11 protein-coding genes are annotated in these 14,347 nt (G+C 72.4%); 5 read left to right on the top strand and 6 right to left on the bottom strand.

Annotated elements, in window-relative coordinates; genetic code table 11:
• Positions 1 to 9: 9 nt before the first annotated feature.
• Positions 10 to 192, top strand: coding sequence for a hypothetical protein (locus LRS14_RS11620; protein WP_257799625.1), 183 nt, complete (start codon positions 10 to 12; stop codon positions 190 to 192).
• Positions 193 to 200: 8 nt separating this feature from the next.
• Here LRS14_RS11620 and LRS14_RS11615 read toward each other — a convergent pair whose 3' ends face one another.
• Positions 201 to 2,141 (bottom strand): sigma-54-dependent Fis family transcriptional regulator, encoded by a 1,941-nt coding sequence (locus LRS14_RS11615; protein WP_257799624.1) that lies wholly within the window; start codon positions 2,139 to 2,141, stop codon positions 201 to 203.
• 164 nt (positions 2,142 to 2,305) lie between these two features.
• Here LRS14_RS11615 and LRS14_RS11610 point away from each other — a divergent pair, with 164 nt between their 5' ends.
• On the top strand, positions 2,306 to 2,758 hold the full coding sequence (locus LRS14_RS11610; RefSeq protein ID WP_257799623.1) for a hypothetical protein: 453 nt from the start codon (positions 2,306 to 2,308) through the stop codon (positions 2,756 to 2,758).
• 106 nt (positions 2,759 to 2,864) lie between these two features.
• On the top strand, positions 2,865 to 3,935 hold the full coding sequence (locus LRS14_RS11605) for an AI-2E family transporter (protein WP_257799622.1): 1,071 nt from the start codon (positions 2,865 to 2,867) through the stop codon (positions 3,933 to 3,935).
• Here LRS14_RS11605 and LRS14_RS11600 read toward each other — a convergent pair.
• Positions 3,932 to 4,396 carry an Lrp/AsnC family transcriptional regulator gene (locus LRS14_RS11600; protein WP_198156917.1) on the bottom strand — a complete coding sequence of 155 codons (465 nt, stop codon included), beginning with the start codon at positions 4,394 to 4,396 and terminating at the stop codon, positions 3,932 to 3,934. The two genes, LRS14_RS11605 and LRS14_RS11600, sit on opposite strands and share 4 nt — an antisense overlap.
• Positions 4,397 to 4,489: 93 nt before the next feature.
• Between LRS14_RS11600 and LRS14_RS11595 the strand changes: the two genes are divergently transcribed.
• Positions 4,490 to 5,110: a LysE family translocator gene (locus LRS14_RS11595; RefSeq protein ID WP_257799621.1), complete on the top strand. Its 621-nt coding sequence runs from the start codon at positions 4,490 to 4,492 to the stop codon at positions 5,108 to 5,110.
• 3 nt (positions 5,111 to 5,113) lie between these two features.
• Here the strand turns inward: LRS14_RS11595 and LRS14_RS11590 are convergent, their stop codons facing one another.
• From LRS14_RS11590 to glnE, 4 genes are read right to left on the bottom strand one after another with little or no spacing between them, the layout of a single operon-like run.
• On the bottom strand, positions 5,114 to 5,776 hold the full coding sequence (locus tag LRS14_RS11590) for a glutathione S-transferase family protein (protein ID WP_046112830.1): 663 nt from the start codon (positions 5,774 to 5,776) through the stop codon (positions 5,114 to 5,116).
• A 25-nt stretch (positions 5,777 to 5,801) separates the two neighbouring features.
• Positions 5,802 to 6,695 (bottom strand): DMT family transporter, encoded by an 894-nt coding sequence (locus tag LRS14_RS11585; protein WP_046112829.1) that lies wholly within the window; start codon positions 6,693 to 6,695, stop codon positions 5,802 to 5,804.
• A complete protein-coding gene (gene rrtA, locus LRS14_RS11580) occupies positions 6,692 to 7,291 on the bottom strand; it encodes a rhombosortase (RefSeq protein ID WP_257799620.1) in 600 nt (199 codons plus the stop codon). Before rrtA ends, LRS14_RS11585 begins: the two co-directional genes overlap by 4 nt.
• Positions 7,292 to 10,012, bottom strand: a complete 2,721-nt coding sequence (glnE, locus tag LRS14_RS11575) for a bifunctional [glutamate--ammonia ligase]-adenylyl-L-tyrosine phosphorylase/[glutamate--ammonia-ligase] adenylyltransferase (RefSeq protein ID WP_046112923.1) — start codon at positions 10,010 to 10,012, stop codon at positions 7,292 to 7,294. It lies immediately after the preceding gene.
• Between the two features lie 199 nt (positions 10,013 to 10,211).
• Here glnE and LRS14_RS11570 point away from each other — a divergent pair, with 199 nt between their 5' ends.
• Positions 10,212 to 14,330 carry a YhdP family protein gene (locus LRS14_RS11570; protein WP_257799619.1) on the top strand — a complete coding sequence of 1,373 codons (4,119 nt, stop codon included), beginning with the start codon at positions 10,212 to 10,214 and terminating at the stop codon, positions 14,328 to 14,330.
• Positions 14,331 to 14,347: the final 17 nt, after the last annotated feature.

The raw sequence follows: 14,347 nt of genomic DNA, 5'->3' as shown, positions 1-14,347 counted from the left end.
TCTCCATCGTTGTGGGGCATCGGCCGGGTGGCCGTGCGCATCAGCCAGATCAAGCGCCATGCCATGCATGCGGCGAGGGCGCGCATCGGGCTGCAGGCCGCGCCAGTGCTGGGTTTGCGGGCTCCGGCCGGTGGCGCGACCGCTGCCGTGCAGGTGTCACTGCGCGACAGGTGTCACAGCCGCGCGATGTGACAGCTGTCTCAGTGCAGCGCCGGGCTGTCCGACTGGTTGGGCGACACGATGCCCCAGCGCTTCATGCGCCGGTACAGCGTCATGCGCGACAGGCCCAGGCCGCGTGCCACCGCGCTGACGTTCCAGTGCGCGGCGCGCAGTGCCTGCTGCAGCGCGGCGGCGTCCTCACTGTCGCCCTTGCCGGCCGGCGCGGCTTGCCGAGTGCTGGGCAGCGGGCGCGTGGCCGCCGGCGACCACTCGGGCAGGTCGGCCAGCTGCACCGGTCCGTCGCCGCGCACCGCTCGGGCGTAGTCCAGCACGTTGCGCAGCTCGCGCAGGTTGCCCGGCCAGGGGCGGGCCAGCAGCAGCTGCCGCGCCTCGGGCGCGATGCCGTCGCTGCCAGCCCCCAGCAGCGTGTCGATCACCCAGCCGATGTCCGCGCGCTCGCGCAGCGGCGGCAGGTGGAAGCGTGCGCCATTGAGCCGGTAGTACAGGTCGTCGCGGAAGCGGCCTTCGCGCACCAGCGCTTCCAGGTCGCAGTGGGTGGCGGCGATCACGCGGATGTTCACCGCCACCGCCCGCGTGGCGCCCACCGGCAGCACCTCGCGCTCGGCCAGCACGCGCAGCAGCCGCGCCTGCAGCGGCCTCGGCATGTCGCCGATCTCGTCGAGGAACAGCGTGCCGCCGTCGGCTTCCTGGATCAGCCCGCGCTTGGCCCGGGGCCCGGCGCCGGAGAAGCTGCCGGGCAGGTAGCCGAACAGTTCGCTCTCGATCAGCGTCTCGGGGATGGCGGCGCAGTTCACCGCGATGAAGGGCCGCGCGCGGCGCTCGCTGCTGGCATGCAGCGCCTTGGCGAAGAACTCCTTGCCGGTGCCGGTCTCGCCGGTCACCAGCAGGCTCATCGGCGAATTGACCAGCCGCGCGGCGCGCTCGATCTGCCGGTCCAGCATCGCGTCGCCGCCGCTCAGCGCGACCAGCGGCGCGGGCAGGCGCTGCCGTTCGCGCGGCGCCGCGGGTGCGGCCGGCCGGACTGGCGGCGGCGTGGCGGTCATGAACAGCAGCTGGCGGCCGCCGGCCAGCATCACCGCCCGCTGGTCGGACGGTCGCGCCTGCACGAAGCGGCCCAGCTCGGCGAAGGGCGCGTCGAGCACCTGCTCATACGCCCGGCCCAGCAGCGGGCGGCGGCCGTCGCTTTCCCACAGCAGCTGGGCGCGCCGGTTGTGGCCGATCACGCGCCCCTGCGCGTCGATGGCCAGCAGGTAGTCGGGGTTGACGTCGAGGAACTGCGGCGCCGGCGCCAGCCGCAGGATCCACTCGCTGCGGAAGCGGTGCAGGAAGTCGGCGTTCTCGATCTGGTGCGCGAACAACTTGACCATCTGCAGCGCCAGGTGCTGGCTGGCCTTGGCCTGCGGCGCGCTCATCGCCGAGATGTCGAGCACCGCATTCAGCCGGCCGGTGGCATCGAACACCGGCGCGGTGGTGCAGGTGAGCGGGATGTGCGTGGCGTCGAAGTGGTCGTCCAGGTGCACCGTCAGCGCCTGGCCGGTGGAGATGCAGGTGCCCACGCCGCAGGTGCCGGCGCGCGGCTCGCTCCAGTCGGCGCCCAGCGTCAGGCCCGCGCGGTGCAGGTGGTCGGCGGGCTGCAGGTCGCCCAGGAAGTCCACCGTGATCCCGCGGGCGTCGGTCAGCAGCACCACGTAGCCCATGCCGGCCACCTGCTGGTAGAGCGATTCCAGCCCGTGGCGGGCGATGTGCAGGAAGGCTTCGAGCTGGTCCTGGTGTTCGCGCAGCCGCGCCGAGGGCAGGATCACCGCCTCCTGCATGCGCGTGGGGTCCAGCGCATGCTGCTGCACGCAGCGCAGCCACGACTGGCGGATCACTTCGTCGTGCGCCTGGGCGGCAGGGGCGTCGGCGCCCTGCGCGGCGAGCTGCACGACGGTGTCGATGTGGGCGCGCTGGAACGGCTGCATGCGCGTGTCTCCTGGTGGCCTCTGGCGGGCGTTGCGCACCATCGCGCCCGCACCGCGGGCTGTCAAGGCGGGCATGCCCTGCGGCTTCACACAGCTTTGCCTTCGGCGTTCACGGCGCTTTCACGCAAGCCGGACAGACTCGGCCGCGACGCAGGAGAACAACGATGAAGAAGCAACCTTTCCGCTTCTGGATGACCGGCTGTGCGGCCGTGCTGCTGGCGTCGATGGGAGCCCAGGCGCGCGACGGCCGCGCCGACGAGCGCAGCGCCGCGCTGCGCCACAGCCGCTATGGCCTGAAGGAAACCGTGCTGCGCCTGGAGGCCAGCGCCCAGCGCCACGGCCTGCAGGTGCTGGCCCACGTGGCCGCGCCGCAGCGCTTGGGCGATGCCGGCGAGTCGCTGCTCATCGTGTTCGCCTCGGCCGAAGGCGGCACGCCGGTGGTGATGGACCGGCCCGGCAGCGCGCCCCAGGCGCCGCTGGCGCTGGTGGTGAGCGCCCGCCGCCCTGCCGGGGAAGCCGACGTGTCGGTGCCCTGGGCCGACTGGGCCGGCCTGCCCGAAGGCGTGGTGCGCGAGCTGACGGCCCTGCCGCGGCTGGTGGACGAGGCGCTGGGCTGACGGCCGCCGGCACCGCGATCAGCGGCGCCGTCTGACGCTGGGCGCCGCCGGGCGGCGATATGCTGCTGGCGCCCATCGACCACCCGGGGCCTGCCGCCTCGCTTACATGAACACACCCGCGTTGCACCGCAAGGCGTTCCTGCTGCTGCTTTTCATCGTCACGGTGGCCTTCGGCTGGATCCTCTGGCCGTTCTATGGCGCCGTGTTCTGGGGTGCGGTGCTGGCGCTGCTGTTCTCGCCGCTGTACCGGCGGCTGCTGCGCCGCATGCCCCGCCACAACAACCTGGCCGCGCTGGCCACGCTGGGCATCTGCCTGGTCATCGTCATCCTGCCGATCGCGCTCATCACCGCCTCGCTGGTGCAGGAGGCGGCGCTGGTGTACGAGCGCATCCGCTCCGGCCAATGGAACCTGGGCAACTACGCAAGGCAGATCTTCGATGCGCTGCCCGGCTGGCTGGTGCAGCTGCTGGACCGCTTCGGCCTGGGCAACTTCGCCGCGCTGCAGGAGCGGCTCACCTCCGCCGCCGGCGAGGTGAGCCAGTACGCGGCCACGCAGGCGGTGAGCATCGGCAGCAACACGCTGCAGTTCGTGGTGGCCTTCGGCGTGATGCTGTACCTGCTGTTCTTCCTGCTGCGTGACGGCGCACGGCTGTCGATGCGCATCCGCCAGGCCATTCCGCTGGACGAGGCGCACAAGCGCAACCTCATCGGCAAGTTCGCCACCGTGGTGCGGGCCACCGTCAAGGGCAACGTGGTGGTGGCCATCACGCAGGGCGTGCTGGGTGGCCTGGCCTTCTGGGTGCTGGGCATCCAGGGCGCCATGCTGTGGGGCGCGCTGATGGCCTTCCTCTCGCTGCTGCCGGCCGTGGGTGCGGCGCTGGTGTGGGGCCCGGTGGCGGCGTATTTCCTGGCCACGGGTGCGCTGCTGCAGGGCTTCGGGCTGATCGCCTACGGCGTCTTTGTCATCGGCCTGGTGGACAACGTGCTGCGCCCCATCCTGGTGGGCAAGGACACCAAGATGCCGGACTGGGTGGTGCTCATCAGCACCCTGGGCGGCATGGCCATCTTCGGCATCAACGGCTTCGTGCTCGGGCCGGCGGTGGCGGCGCTGTTCATCGCCACCTGGGACATCTTCGCCCACTCGGACGAAGCCCAGACCGAGCCCGAAAGAAGCTAGGCCGGCGCCACCAGCCCGCGCCGCGGGATGGGCGTGGAGAACACGATGGACGTGCGTGTCTCGCCGTAGCCGTTGATGGTGCCGAGGAAGCGCTCCAGGTCGGGCAGGTCGCGCGCCACCACCGTCATCAGGTAGGAGTCGGCGCCGGCCACGTGGTGGCACTCCAGCACCTGCGGCGTCTGCGCCAGCTTGGCCAGCAGCCGCTGCTTGCCAGGCTGCGCCGCCGTGATGCCGACGATGGCCTTCACCCCATAACCGACACGCGCCGGATCCAGCTCCGCGCCGATGGAACGCACCACGCCCGCGGCCTGCAGGCGCTGCAGCCGCTCCACCGTGGCAGGGATCGACAGGCCTGCCGCGGCGGCCAGCGTCTTCAGCGGGGCGCGGCCGTCAGCCTGCAGCGCCTGCAGCAGACGCCAGGCCTTGTCGTCCAGGCGCACGGGCGGGTCGGTTTCTGTCATGCGAGCCTTGTGGCTGAAAAAGCGCGGGTGCTGCGCTGTTCGGCCTTGATTCTGCGCTGGCTGAAGCGGGTCGTGCCTTCGCACAATCACGCCATGTCGCCCTCCGCCATGCTGTTTGCCCAGTCCATGCTCATCGGCTTGTCCATCGCGGCGCCGGTGGGGCAGATCGGGGTGCTGGCCATCCAGCGTACGCTGCAGCACGGCACCGCTGCCGGGCTGGCCACCGGCCTGGGCGCCGCGCTGGCCGATGCGGTCTATGGCGCCATCGGGGCCTTCGGCGTGGTGGCGATCACCCAATGGCTGCTGGGCGCACGCGGTTGGCTGCACGGCGGCGGCGCGCTGTTCCTGGCGGTGATCGCCTGGCGCACCTGGCACCAGCCGCCCGCGCAGCAACGCACGGCGGCGGCCAGCGGCGGCGCGCTGCTGCGCCTGCTGGCGGGCACCTTCGTGCTCACGCTCGCCAATCCCTCCACCATCCTGTCGTTCGTGGCAGTGTTCGGCATGCTGGCCGGCCGCACCGCTGCACCGGCCTCGCCGTGGCTGATGGTGGGCGGGGTGCTACTGGGCTCTGCCCTGTGGTGGCTGCTGCTCGCCGCCGCGGTGGGGCGGCTGCGCACGCGCTTCGATGCGCGCTGGCAGCGCCGGGTGAACCAGGCCTCGGCGCTGCTGCTGGGCGGCTTCGCGTGCTTTCAGCTGTTGACGCTGGCCCGCTGAAGCTTACTTCTTGCTGGCCGCGGCCATGCGCGCGGCGGTGTCGGCCTTACGGTCGGCGTCCACCCGCTGCACCGCCGGGCGCTCGGCCAGCAGCTTGGCATAGGCTTTCCAGTCGATGCCGTGCTTGAGCAGCAGGTCTTCGCCGTAGATGGCCTTGGTGGCCATGCCCACCAGCGGCAGGTTGGTGTAGGCCGCGCAGTCGGCCATCGTGAAGTGCTCGCCGGCCACGTAGGGCTTGAACGAGGCCAGCCGCTGGAAGCCGGGAATGTGCTTGTCCAGCTTCTGGCGCACGCGCTGCTTGGTCTCGTCGCTCACGGTGCCGCCGAAGAAGGCCTCGCCATACAGCTCGCGCGCCACCAGCTCCAGGTGCAGGTCGAGGAAGGTGATCAGCTCGTGCTGCTTGGCGCGGCCCCAGGCGTCGGCCGGCAGCAGCGCGGGCGTGGGGTATTCGGTCTCCAGCCAGTCGACGATGGCCTGGCTTTCGCACAGCGTGCCCTTGTCGGTGCGGATGAAGGGCACCTTGCCCAGCGGCGAGGCCGACAGCACGGCCTCGTCCTTGGAGCCGGTGTTGACGTATTCCTCGGTGAACTCGATGCCTTTTTCCAGCAGCGCGAGCTTGACCTTGTTGTAGTAGTTCGAAACCGGAAAACCGCAGAGCGTGATCATGGTCGTCTCCTTCTTGATGGTTTGACTATCGCCGGTTGACCAGCACCAGCCCCAGCACCACCGTGGCCAGGGCCAGCAGCAGCCGGGGCGTGATGGGCTCGTTCAACACCAGCGCCCCGGCCACCAGGCCCGAGATGGGCGTGAGCAGCGTGAACGAGGCGATGCGAGTGGCCGCGTAGTGCCGCACCAGCCAGAACCACACCAGGTAGCTGGCGAAGGTGACGATCACCGTCTGGAACAGCAACGCACCCCACGATACCGCCGCCACCGCCTGCGGCCACGTCTCGTGCGCGACAGGCGCGGCCACGCCCAGCAGCAGTGCCGACACGCCCAGCTGGTACAGCAGCGTCTTCTCTGGCGCGGCGCCCGCCAGCCGGGTGGAGCGAATGGACAGCGTCGTGGCGCCCCAGATCAGCGCCGCCAGCACGCCGCAGGCATCGCCCAGCCATTGCCGGGGCCCGGCGCTGGGCTGGGCGAAGCCTTCGGCAAAGGCCGCGGCCACGCCGCCGAAGGCCACGACCAGCCCGGCGAACTGCACCGGCCGCAAGCGCTCCGACCGCGCGATGAACGGCATGCCCAGCGCCACCACGAACGGCGCCAGGTAGATGAACACCACCATGCGCGAGGCGGTGGTGAACTGCAGCCCGAAGAAGATCAGCCCGAACTCCACCGCGAACAGTGCGCCCGCCAGCAGGCCGCCGGCCAGGGTGCCGTCCCGCGTGAACAGCGGGATGCCCCGCAACCGCGACCAGGCCAGCACCAGCAGCGCCGCGCCGGCCGAGCGCAGCGCCGCCTGGGTGAAGGGCGGAAAGTCCGCCAGCGCGATCTTGGTGGCCACCTGGTTCAGGCCCCACAGCACGCAGCACATCAACAGCAGGGACAGCGCAGCGCCGTCCAGCGTGCTTCTTCGTTCGGTCATCCGGATCGTTCCTTGGTGAAGGCGCGCGCCAGGGCCAGGGCGGCCGCGGCGCACAGCAGGGCGGCAAGCGCGCCGGTGGCATGGGCGATGGGTGCGATGGGAATGTCCCAGCCCGCCACATGCTGCACCGGGCCGCGCCAGGGCGCCTCGCGGTACAGCTTGACGCCCAGGCCCAGCAGCACGCCCCAGCCGATGATGGGTTCATGCCCCTGGCCGCGCAGGGCCACGTACAGCGCGGCCGCCGCGGTGCCGCCATGCAGCACGCCCGACAGGCCGGCATAGTGCTGCAGCGCCGGCTGCAGCCACAGCAGCGCATGGCCCAGCGGCCAGGCCAGCAGCCAGGCCAGCGTGATCCACCACGGCACGCGGGCGATGAGGCCGAAGGCCGTCACCACCACGCAGCCCAGCAGGTTGGCCAGCAGGTGGCGGGTGCTCAGGTGCACGAAGGCGGCGCTGAAGGCACGCCACGGCTCGGCCATGGCCAGCGCCGGCTGCCAGTCCAGCAGCGTGCGCGGGTACAGCGTGCCGGCCAGCGCGCCGCCCGCCAGCACCAGGCCCAGCAGCAGCCAGGCCACGCCCGGCCGTGCGAGCAGCATCTAGCCGAACACCGCGCGCCACACGGCCAGCACGGCGTCGTGCTCCTTGGCCAGCGTGTCGGGCGGGAACTGCGTGGGCTGCTCGTCCAGGCGTGCGCGGTGCTGCGCGCGGCGCAGCTCCCGGTAGGCATCGGCGGCGGCCATGCCGGTGCCGGCGGGCAGCAGCCCGGCGGCCTCGGCACGCTGCAGCAGCGCGATGTTGCCCACGTTGGGGCGCAGCTCCGGGTGCTCGGCCGAATGGCGCAGCACCAGGTACTGCACCACGAACTCGGCGTCCATCATGCCGCCGGCGCTGTGCTTCACGTCGAAGCGCCCGGGCTTGACCGGATGCGCGGCACGCACCTTCTCGCGCATGGCGTGGATCTCGTCGCGCAGCGCCGCGGGCTCGCGCGGGGCGGTGAGCACCGCGCAGCGGATGGCCTCGAAGCGCTCGAACAGCTCGGGCGCGCCGGCGCAGCAGCGGGCGCGTGTGATGGCCTGATGCTCCCAGGTCCAGGCCGCATTGCTGCCGCGGCCCACCTGGTACTTCTCGAACGAATTGAGCGAGGTGACCAGCATGCCGGAGTTGCCGTTGGGCCGCAGCGCGGTGTCGATCTCGAACAACTCGCCCGCGGCGGTGCGCAGCGTCAGCCAGGTGATGAGCTTGCGCACGAAGGCGCCATACACCTCGCTGGCGGCATCGGGGTCGGCCTCGCCCTCGGCGTCGTAAAGGAACACCACGTCCAGGTCGCTGCCGTAGCCCAGTTCCTTGCCGCCCAGCTTGCCGTAGGCCACGACGGCGAAACGCGGCTCCTCGCGGTGGCGCTGCTTGAGGTGGCGCCAGGCCCAGCGCAGCGCGCAGTCCAGCGTGGCATCGGCCAGCGCGGAGAGGTCGTCGGCCACCTGCTCCACGGTGATGTGGCCCTCCACGTCGCGTACCAGGGTGCGGAACACCTCGGCATGGTGGGCGCGGCGCAGGGTGTCCAGCAGCGCTTCCTCGGAAGCCTCGCCCGAGCGCTCCCAAGCCGTGTAGCGCTCGTCCAGCTCCAGCGTGAAGGCGGCGCGGTCGAAGCGGCTGTGCAGCAGGCGGTCGTCGGCCAGCTCGTCGATCACGCCGGGATGGCGCATCAGGTAGCGCATCGGCCACTTGGCCAGGCCCAGCAGGTGCAGCAGCCGGGTCTGCACCTCGGGGCGCTCGACCAGCAGGGCCAGGTAGCTCTCGCGGCGCAGCAGCGGCTCCACCCAGTCGACGAAGCGCAGCACCGCGTCGCCGGTGCAGTCGCTTTCGGTCATGCGCTTGGCCGCGCGCTGCACCAGGCGGCCCAGGCGCAGCTTGCTTTCGTCGCGCAGGGCCTGCACCCGCGGGCTGTGCGACCAGCGCTGCACCCGCTCGCGCAGCGCCGCGGGCAGCAGCTCGTGCAGCGTCTCGCTGTCGATGGGCAGCGGGCCGGTGCCGCAGGTGCGGCAGCCGTTGCGGCCCGGCGCGCTGGGCGTGGGCGCCTGGCCGTCGTGCAGCAGCGCATCGAATTCGGTGGCGACGAACTCGCGCGTCTCGCCCAGGTGATGCAGCAGCGCGCAGGGGTTGTCGGGCGTGCCCAGGCCCAGGCTGCCGGCGATCCAGCCCAGGTCGTGGTCGGCGGTGGGCAGCAGGTGGGTCTGCTGGTCGTCCAGGAACTGGATGCGGTGCTCCACCCGGCGCAGGAAGGTGTAGGCCTCGGCCAGCCGCTCGGCGGTGGCGGCCTTCATCAATCCACGCGCCACCAGGCGCTGCAGACCGCGCAGCGTGGAGCGGGTGCGGATCTCGGGGAACTGCCCGCCGCGCACCACCAGCAGCAGCTGCACGATGAACTCGATCTCGCGGATGCCGCCGCGCGACAGCTTCACGTCGTTGGCGCGCTCGGGCCGGCCGGCGGCGCGGCGCTGCGCCTCCTCGCGGATCTTGCGGTGCAGCTGCCGCAGGCCTTCGAACACGCCGTAGTCCAGGTAGCGGCGGTAGACGAAGGGCGTGACCAGGTCGCGCAGCTGCAGCGCGCGGCCGCTGTCCACCGCGGCGCGCGGGGCCACCACGCGGCTCTTGAGCCAGGCGAAGCGTTCCCATTCGCGGCCCTGCACCTGGAAGTACTCCTCCAGCATGGCCAGGCTGACGGCCGGCGGGCCGGAGTTGCCGTTGGGCCGCAACATCAGGTCGACGCGGAAGACGAAGCCGTCGTCGGTGGTGTCGCCGATCAGCGTGTGGATGCGGCGCACCACCTTGGCGAAGTACTCATGCGCGCTGATGGGCTCGGGCCCGGTGGTCTGGCCGTCTTCCTCGTAGACGTAGATCAGGTCGATGTCGGACGACACGTTCAGCTCGCGTGCCCCCAGCTTGCCCATGCCCACGATCCACAGCTCCACCGGCCGGCCGTCGGCCGTCAGCGGCGGGCCGTGGCGCACGTCCTCGTCCGCGCGGGCCTGGGCCAGGGCGCGTTCCAGCGTCACCTCGGCCAGCGTGGTCATGGTGTGCGTCACGTCGTCCAGCGACGCGGCCTGCTCCACGTCCATTACCGCCAGCCGCTCGAGCACCACCTGGCGGGCCACGCGCAGTGCCGAGGGCAGCGGCCGGCCATCGGCCAGCAGGCGGTCGATCAGCGCCTGGATGGCGTCGGCATGCGGAATGCCAACAGGCAGCAGGGCCGTCTCGGCGGCATAGCGGCGGCGGATTCGCTGGACGAAGCGGCTGTGGTCGGCCGTGGGCAGAGGCATGTTGAAGGACGAGGTCTGCAAGCGTGGATGTAACGGCCCGGATGAGGCGCTTCGAGGGCGGCGGTGTGCGCCGGGCGGGCCGCCGGGCCCGGAAATGCCTGTGCTAGATTGCCGAGCACCCGAGGCAACTGCCCACGGCCCAGGGGCGTCGTCTGTCCCGGCCATGTCCGATGGCCGCTGCCTGGCGTGATTTCATTCGATGCCTCCGTCCCCTCTGGCTTCTGCCGATGCCGCCCTGGTACCGCCCCGCTGGCGATGGGCCAGGAACCTGCTGCGTGTGCTGGCCGCCGTCGTCGTCGCGGGCTGGAGCTTATTGCTCATCGCTTGGCTGACTCTGTACTGGGGAATTCTGCCCCACGTCGATGAATGGCGCGGCCCGATAGAAACCCGCGCCAGCCGGGTGCTGGGCGTGCCGGTCACCATCGGCGGCATCCAGGTGGAATCGAGCGGCTGGGTGCCTTCGCTGCGCCTGACCGACGTGGTGCTGCACGATGCCCAGCGGCGCGAGGCGCTGCGCCTGCCGCGGGTGGCGGCGGCCGTGTCCGCGCGCTCGCTGCTGGCGCTGGAGCTGCGCTTCGAGCAGCTGCTGATCGAAGGCGCACAGCTGGACGTGCGGCGTGACCGGCAGGGCCGCATCTTCGTGGCCGGCATCGAGGTGCCGCGCAGCCAGGGCAGCGGCGAGAACCCGGCGGCGGACTGGTTCTTCGAGCAGCACGAATTCGCCATCCGCGGCGGCGCGCTGCGCTGGACGGATGAACTGCGCGACCTGCCCGCACTGGAACTCACCGACGTGGACTTCGTCGTGCGCAACCGGCTGCGCCGGCATGCGCTGCGGCTGGACGCCACGCCGCCCGCGGGCTGGGGCGAGCGCTTCTCGCTGCGCGGCGATTTCACCGAGCGGCTGCTGAGCCGCAGCGGCGACTGGCGGCGCTGGGTGGGCACCGTGTATGCCGACCTGCCGCGCACCGACGTCTCTCAGCTGCGCCGCCACGTGGACCTGCCCTTCGAGCTGGATGCCGGCGATGGTGCGCTGCGCCTGTGGGCCGAGGTGGCCAACGGCACCGTGCGCGCGGCCACCGCCGACCTGGCGCTGCGCGAGGTGGCGCTGCGGCTGGGGCCGCAGGCCGAGCCGCTGGCCTTCGAGCAACTGCAGGGCCGGCTGCAGGGCCAGCACGACGACCGCGGCTGGCGGCTGTCGGCCCAGCAGCTGGGCTTCACCACGCCCGACGGCCTGCGCTGGCCGCAAGGCAACCTCACGCTGGCGGTGCGCGAATCGGGCACCGGCGCGCAGCGGGTGGTGCAGGGCGGCGAGCTGAGCGCCGACCGGCTGGACCTGGCGCTGCTGTCGCGCATCGCGGCCGGCCTGCCGATGCTGGATGCGGCGCAGCGCGAGTCGCTCGCCCGGCTGGCGGCCACCGGCCGCGTGGACAACCTGGCCGCCCGCTGGGACGGCCCGGCCGAGGACCCGCTGCGCTACAGCGCCAGCGCGCGGCTGGTGGGCGTCTCGGTGGCGCCGGAGCCTGCGGCCGTGGCCGACGAGCCCGGCCGGCCCGGCTGGCGCAATGCCACCATCGAGCTCAGCGCCAGCGAGCGCGGCGGCAGCGCCCAGGTGACCCTGGACCAGGGCGCGCTGCTGCTGCCCGGCGTGTTCGAGCAGCCCGAGGTGCCGTTCGACCGGCTGCAGGCCGACGTGAGCTGGCGCATCGACCCGGCGCGGCGCGAGGGCGAGGCCAGCCCGCTCAGCGTGAAGGTGCAGAACCTGAGCTTCGACAACGCCGATGCACGCGGCGAGCTGCAGGCCCAGTGGCGCACCGGCCCTGGCGAGGGCCACGGCGCGGGCAAGCGCTTTCCCGGCGTGCTGGAGCTGAGCGGCAAGCTGCAGGAGGGCCGGGCCACCGCCGTGGCGCGCTACCTGCCGCTGGCGCTGCCCGCCGACACCCGCAGCTACGTGGCCGAGGCGGTGCAGGCCGGCCGCATCACCGGCGCCAGCTTCAAGGTGCGGGGCGACCTCTGGCAGTTCCCGTTCTCCGATCCGCAGCAGGGCGAGTTCCGCATCGCCGGCAAGGTCGCCGGCGTCACCCTGGCCTATGTGCCGCTGAGCCTGCAGGCCAGCAGCACCGACCCCGCCAAGGCCGCCTGGCCGGCCTTCGAGCAGGTGGCCGGCGAGCTGGTGTTCGACCGCGCTTCCATGGCCATCCGCCAGGCCAGCGGCCGGGTGTATGGCGCCGCGCTCAGCCGCATCGAAGGCGGCATCCCCGACCTGGACAAGCCGGTGCTCGCCATGGACGGCCTGGTGCGCGGGCCGGGCAACGAGCTGCTGCGCTTCGTGCGCAATTCGCCGGTAGACGAATGGACCGACCGCAGCCTGTCCACCGCCACCGCCAGCGGCAATGCCGACCTGCGGCTGGCGCTGCAGATCCCGCTGGACGACCCCGAGCAGACGCAGGTCAAGGGCAGCGTCACCCTGGCCGGCAATGAGCTGCGCCTGCGGCCCGACGTGCCGGTACTTTCCGCCGCCCGTGGCCGCATCGACTTCACCCAGGACGGCCTGAAGCTGGTGGGCACCACCGCCCGCGCGCTGGGCGGCGAGCTGGCAGTGGAAGGCGGCAGCCAGCCCGATGGATCGCTGCGCTTCAGCGGCCAGGGCACCGCGACGGTAGACGGCCTGCGCCGCGCCACCGAGCTGGGCGGCGCCACCCGCCTGGCGGGCGTGCTCAGCGGCCAGCTCGCCTACCGGCTGGCGCTGGCCTTCGTCGATGGTCACACCGAGATGACGCTGACCAGCCCGCTCACCGGCCTGGGCATCGACCTGCCGGCGCCGCTGCGCAAGCAGGCCGATGCGCCGATGCCGCTGCGGCTGGAGCTGCGGCCGGTGCCTGGCGCAGCCGCCGCGCGCGATGTGCTGCGGCTGGACCTGGGCGGCGTGCTGCAGGCCCAGTACCTGCGCGAATGGCCGGCCGAGGGCGCGCCGCGCGTGCTCAGCGGCGGCATCGGCGTGCGCGCACCGGCGCCCACGCCCACGGCCGGCGTGCAGGCCCAGGTGCTGCTGGCCAGCGTGGACGTGGACGAGTGGCAACGCGCGCTGGAACGCCTGGCCACCAGCACGCCGGCCGGCGCGGCCTCGCCCGCCGCCGGCAGCGACATCGACGCCGCCCATGCCTACCTGCCGCGCGCGCTGGCGCTGCAGGTGCAGCAGCTGGCCGCCAGCAGCCGCACGCTCACCCGCGTGGTGGCCGGCGTCAGCCAGACCGACGACGGCACCTGGCGCGCCAGCGTCGATGCCGAGCAGCTCGGCGGCTACATCGAATGGCGGCCCGCGCGCGCCTCGGCCGCGGCAGGGCGGCTGTATGCGCGGCTGGCGCGCCTGTCGCTGCCGCCCAGCGAGGCGCAGACGGTGGAGACCTACCTCGCGCAGTCGCCGGCCAGCGTGCCCGCACTGGACATCGTGGTGGACGACTTCGAGCTGTCCGGCAAGCGCTTTGGCCGGGTGGAGATCGAGGCGGTCAACCGGGGCGCCGCCGGCACGCGCGACTGGCGGCTGAACAAGCTGGAGGTGACGGTGCCAGAGGCGCGGCTGTCTGGCACCGGCCAGTGGTCGGGCGCGGCGCGCAACCGCAGCCGCATGGTGCTGGACTTCCGGCTAGACCTGGCCGACAGCGGCGCCTTCGCCGAACGGCTGGGCCTGGGCAAGGTGCTGCGCGGCGGCAAGGGCCGCATGCAGGGCCAGATCGCATGGGACGGCTCGCCGCTGGCCTTCCACGTGCCCTCACTGGGCGGGCAGATCAACCTGGCGCTGGATGCCGGGCAGTTCCTCAAGGTGGCGCCGGGCATGGGCCGGCTGCTGGGCGTGGTGAGCCTGCAGGCGCTGCCGCGCCGGCTGACGCTGGACTTCCGCGACCTCTTCGGCGAGGGCTTCGCGTTCGACAACGTGAACGGCGACGTCAGCGTGCTCGACGGCGTGGCGCAGACCAACAACCTGCGCATGCGCGGCGTGCAGGCGGCGGTGCTGATGGAAGGCCGCGCCGACATCGAGGCCGAGAACCAGGACCTGCGCGTGATCGTGGTGCCCGAGCTGAACGCCGGCACCGCCTCGCTGGCCTATGCGGTGATCAATCCGGCGGTGGGCCTGGGCAGCTTCGTCGCGCAGATGTTCCTGCGCCGGCCGCTGATGGCCGCCAGCACGCGCGAGTTCCGCATCACCGGCACCTGGGCCGAACCCAAGGTGGAGAAGGTGGAGCGTGCCATCGGGGCGCCGCTGCCCGAGATCGACCCGCCCGCCGCGGCCGCCAGCCCCGCCGCGCCCCGCAACGCCAACTGATGCCGATCCCCCGGAGA

Source organism: Aquincola sp. J276 (genome assembly GCF_024700035.1).
Taxonomy (GTDB): domain Bacteria; phylum Pseudomonadota; class Gammaproteobacteria; order Burkholderiales; family Burkholderiaceae_C; genus Aquincola; species Aquincola tertiaricarbonis.
The sequence above is the reverse complement of the archived record's forward strand: the minus strand, read 5'-3'. Positions and strand labels throughout refer to the sequence as shown.